Annotated in this window: 5 protein-coding genes; all 5 read right to left on the bottom strand. The window is 45.2% G+C overall.

Annotated elements, in window-relative coordinates:
* Window positions 1-146: 146 nt before the first annotated feature.
* Entirely contained in the window at window positions 147-1,700 is a 1,554-nt protein-coding gene (gene psbB / locus C7Y66_RS29860) for a photosystem II chlorophyll-binding protein CP47 (protein WP_015157352.1), read from the bottom strand.
* A 260-nt stretch (window positions 1,701-1,960) separates the two neighbouring features.
* Window positions 1,961-2,086: a hypothetical protein gene (locus tag C7Y66_RS33190; RefSeq protein WP_255410090.1), complete on the bottom strand. Its 126-nt coding sequence runs from the start codon at window positions 2,084-2,086 to the stop codon at window positions 1,961-1,963.
* Window positions 2,083-2,415, bottom strand: a complete 333-nt coding sequence (locus tag C7Y66_RS29855; protein WP_106548311.1) for a hypothetical protein — start codon at window positions 2,413-2,415, stop codon at window positions 2,083-2,085. The genes C7Y66_RS33190 and C7Y66_RS29855 overlap by 4 nt, the downstream gene beginning before the upstream one ends.
* Before the next feature lie 131 nt (window positions 2,416-2,546).
* Entirely contained in the window at window positions 2,547-3,104 is a 558-nt protein-coding gene (locus tag C7Y66_RS29850; protein ID WP_106548310.1) for a Uma2 family endonuclease, read from the bottom strand.
* 73 nt (window positions 3,105-3,177) lie between these two features.
* A partial coding sequence (locus C7Y66_RS29845) for a 3'-5' exonuclease (RefSeq protein ID WP_158266027.1) occupies window positions 3,178-4,540 on the bottom strand: 1,363 nt, incomplete at its 5' end.

Here is a 4,540-nt window from a genome sequence, read left to right as displayed (position 1 = left end):
AGATGTGTATAAGAGACAGCAGTATTCCCTAACGACTTCCTTCTTACTGATAGTTTATCAATCAAAAGAAAAGAACGGTTACATTAACTGCTAGAAAAATTGTTTCCCGACAATATATTTAACCGTTCTTAACAACTGACCTCAGTTTAGGCTTCCTTACGGCGAGTGGTCTTGTCACCCACTTTCTGGAACAGCCCCCATTCGACTTGTTCTTCCAAATCTGCCTCGACCCCTGCGAATACATCGCGGAAGATCGTGCGAGAACCGTGCCACAAATGACCGAAGAAGAATAGCAAGGCAAAGGTAGCGTGAGCGAAGGTGAACCAACCTCTAGGGCTAGTACGGAATACACCGTCAGGCTTAGCAAGTGCTAGATCGCCAAATCTGGTGCTTTGATCGCCGTCAAAATTGATGATTTCGCCACCTTGAGCTTTACGAGCATACTTCTTCACGTCGGCTGGGTCGGTAAAGGTTTGACCATCCAACTCACCGCCGTAGAAGCTAACAGTTACACCTGTTTGCTCGAAGCTATACTTGGATTCTGCTCGCCGGAAAGGAATATCGGCACGGACAACACCATCTTTATCTGTTAAAACAACAGGGAAAGTTTCAAAGAAGTTAGGCAGACGACGAACTTCTAATTCTCGTCCTTCTTTATCTTTGAATACGGGGTGTCCTGCCCAAGACAGAGCAATACCATTAGTCTTGTTCATCGGACCGACGCGGAACAAACCACCTTTAGCGGGGCTGTTACCTACGTAGTCGTAGAACGCCAGTTTTTCGGGAATTTCCGACCAAGCTTCAGACAAGCTCTTACCCTCAGCCACGCTAGCTTGCACGCGGCGGGTCATTTCTTGTTTGAAGTAGCCATCATCCCACTGATAGCGGGTAGGACCAAACAGTTCGATTGGGGTTGTGGCGTTACCGTACCACATCGTCCCTGCTACAACGAAAGCAGCAAAGAAGACGGCAGCAATACTGCTAGAAAGCACGGTTTCGATATTCCCCATCCGCAGAGCTTTGTAAAGCCGTTCTGGGGGTCGAACTGTCAAGTGGAATAAACCAGCAATAATACCAACAACACCCGCAGCAATGTGGTGAGCTACCACGCCGCCAGGATTAAACGGGTTAAAACCTGCTGGTCCCCATTCCGGCGCGACTGCTTCTACGTGTCCGGTGATGCCGTAGGGGTCAGAAACCCACATCCCTGGACCAAATAGTCCGGTGAGGTGAAAAGCACCAAAGCCGAAGCAAAGTAGACCAGACAAGAATAAATGGATACCAAACATTTTTGGCAGGTCTAGAGCAGATTCGCCCGTGCGGGGGTCTTGGAAAAGTTCCAAATCCCAATAAACCCAGTGCCAGCAAGCAGCTAGGAATAATAAACCGGAAAGAACGATGTGAGCGGCAGCAACGCCCTCAAACGACCAGAAACCAGGGTCGTAGCTGGGAGCGCCCATGACGTTCCAGCCACCCCAAGAGCCAACTACACCCAAGCGTGACATGAAGGGCAGTACGTACATACCTTGCCGCCACATGGGGTTTAATACTGGATCGCTGGGGTCGTAAATAGCTAGTTCGTATAGAGCCATCGAACCAGCCCAGCCTGCAACTAGTGCTGTATGCATTAAATGTACAGCAATCAACCGCCCTGGATCGTTCAGGACGACTGTGTGTACTCTGTACCAAGGTAGTCCCATCGACTACGCTCCTCCTCGATGAGTTATTTCTACAGGATAATTTTTCGGCTTTTTGTTATTGCCATCAACCGAGCCTTACTAGATATGGATCTGGACGATCCATCTGACTTGTAAAATTCAGCAATGGTATTCAATACAAAAATGAGAATTATTAAAGAAGTGTAACTATTGGCGGGACTGAATGCAATACGAGAATCAGTTATCAGTTGTCAGTTGTCAGTTATCAAGGGTTTCAAGAGCCAGGAGTCGTAGGGGCGGGTTCACCAAAGATCTCTGACTCCGACGAAGATTTCGGGTGAACCCGCCCGTACAGGAGTTGCTGAGTCAGGAGCCAGGAGAATATGAATAGAAATCCGATCGCGCACCACGCACCACGCACCACTCACTGTACTACAGATTGAATGCTTTTGAGTTGGCACATAGCTTCGGCGGTTCCCAAGCGATCGATGACTTGTTCGGCAGTGATTAATCGCTTGAGTACAACTTGTCCGATCGCTTGTTTTGTACCATTACTTGAAGCAGTAGCGGGTCTGACTTCTACAGTCATAATCGTGTCTTCTACCCGATACAGCCATAATTTTTCGTTTGCTTCTACTAGACAAACGTTAAGCCGCTGAATGTCTGGTCGTCGCCGCCATGCTGTTTCATTCCATAGACCATCAGATGCCCAGATTCTACCTACTGTCCATCCTTCAGTGAGAAAGAAATATTTCACGGGTTTTTGCAGCTATTCGACTGGATACTCCTCGACTAGCTTAGAGGATTTGATTTCTAGAAACAAACTGGATTTGATACAGTTTTCAGGAATGTAGGCGGTGCGATCGCACTCACTCAATCTTAAAACGTCTAACCAAACAATCTTGCCACAGCACAGCTAAAACCAGGAAGTAAAGGCGAGGTAAGTTCGTCACTGGTAAATAAAGTTGCTACCATAACCAGCGTTGCATGTTCGCGGCGATAAACTTGAATTTGCTCCAAGCGCGGATCTGCAATCCAATATTCACACACTCCTTGAGCAGCATATAGCTTGAGTTTAGCCTCTTTGTCGCGGCGTTCGTTGGTTTCCCCTGGAGATAGTACCTCAACAACCAATTCTGGTGCGCCAGTCAAGTGTTCTGCTTCGTCTAGCAAAGCAGCCAATCGCTCTTTACTTATCCAAACTACGTCAGGAATAACGTTATCAGCATCAGTAAAAATAATGCCAGGGGTAGGTACTACTTCCCCTACATCAGTTTGCTGCGACCAAAGATCTAACTCTCTACAGATGTTTTTGATAGTCCTTTGGTGTCTCCAGCCTGGTGCGCGTGTCACAAATAATTCCCCATCGACAATTTCATAGCGATTGCCATTATCTGGCAACAACTCTAGATCGCTAGTCGTCCATCGTACTCGCGCCTGACTCATAAAAAGCTCCTTGTATTAGTCATCGCTCGTCAATCAATACCAATTACCCATTACCAATTACCCATTACCAATCTCATTCTACTTTTTGTAGTGGATCGATTTTAGGATTGACAATTTTTGGCGTGCCGAGACTAGCAAATCGAACCGCTAAAGAGATTTTGTTACCAGAACCGAAAATGTGAGTTACTTCGCCAATACCAAAGTTTTTATGGAAAATGCGATCGCCTACACGCCAGTCCCTCTCTAAATCTGCCTCTGATGAATTTTTGCTAGCACTATTATTCTGAGGATGGCTCCACTTTTGAGTTGGTTGGTGAGTCGATCTATTCGATATATTAGGAACTTTCGCTTGGCTAGAAAGATGAAAACTGAGTAATTCTTTGGGTAATTCTGCCAGAAATTGAGATGGAATTGCAGGTTCGCGGGAACCGTAAAGGCGACGTTCGCGGGCGTGGGTGAGGTAAAGTATTTCTTGAGCGCGAGTAATTCCTACGTAGCACAGACGGCGTTCTTCTTCCAACGATTTAGGATCGTCAAGAGAGCGATAGTTAGGAAGTAATCCTTGTTCTAACCCCACGAGAAAAACAACGGGAAATTCTAATCCTTTGGAAGCATGAAGCGTGAGGAGAGAAACAGCAGCTTGTCCTTCTTTCAAATTGTCTAAATCGGAAGTTAAAGCTGTACTGGCAAGAAAATTTGATAGGTTAACCTCCTCGTTTTCTTCTTCAAATTGTAAGACGGCGTTATAAAGTTCTTGTACGTTTTGCAGTCTATCTAAACTTTCATCCGTGCCTTGATTTTGTAAATCTTTGACATAGCTAGATTCATCTAAAACTCCCTGCACGATCGCACTAGGAATAAGAGTATCTACCTGTTCTTGCCATTTGCGAATTAATTGGGCAAAATTGTTGACACCCTTAGCCGATCGCCCTGCTAAAGTGTTAACTGATGTTTCGTCGTTGAGAATTTCCCAAAAGGGTAAATTAAGTTGTTGGGCAGCATTAACTAAATTATCAATTGTGGTTTTACCAATGCCGCGACGGGGAGTATTAATCACGCGCAACAAACTTACGGTATCGTAAGGATTGACAATTGCTCTTAAATATGCCAAAACATCTTTAATTTCTTTGCGATCGTAGAACTTCAATCCACCGACAATTGTGTAAGGAATACCCTGACGGACTAGATTCTCTTCTATGGGACGAGATTGAGCGTTAGTACGATAAAGAACGGCAAAACTACCCCAATTGAATTCTGAATGTTGCTGTTCTAAACTACGTAAATGATTGATGACAAATTGGGCTTCGGCGATTTCATCATCAGCTTTATAACAGTAGATTTTTTCTCCTTCTCCTCGCGTTGGTTTGAGAATTTTATCGATCCGCTGAGTATTATTTTCAATTAGTTGATTAGTGGCTTGTAAAATAGCTTCTCTA

It is taken from the genome of Chroococcidiopsis sp. CCALA 051, assembly GCF_003015105.1.
GTDB lineage: Bacteria > Cyanobacteriota > Cyanobacteriia > Cyanobacteriales > Chroococcidiopsidaceae > Chroococcidiopsis > Chroococcidiopsis thermalis.
This window is presented reverse-complemented; position numbering and strand designations above follow the sequence as displayed.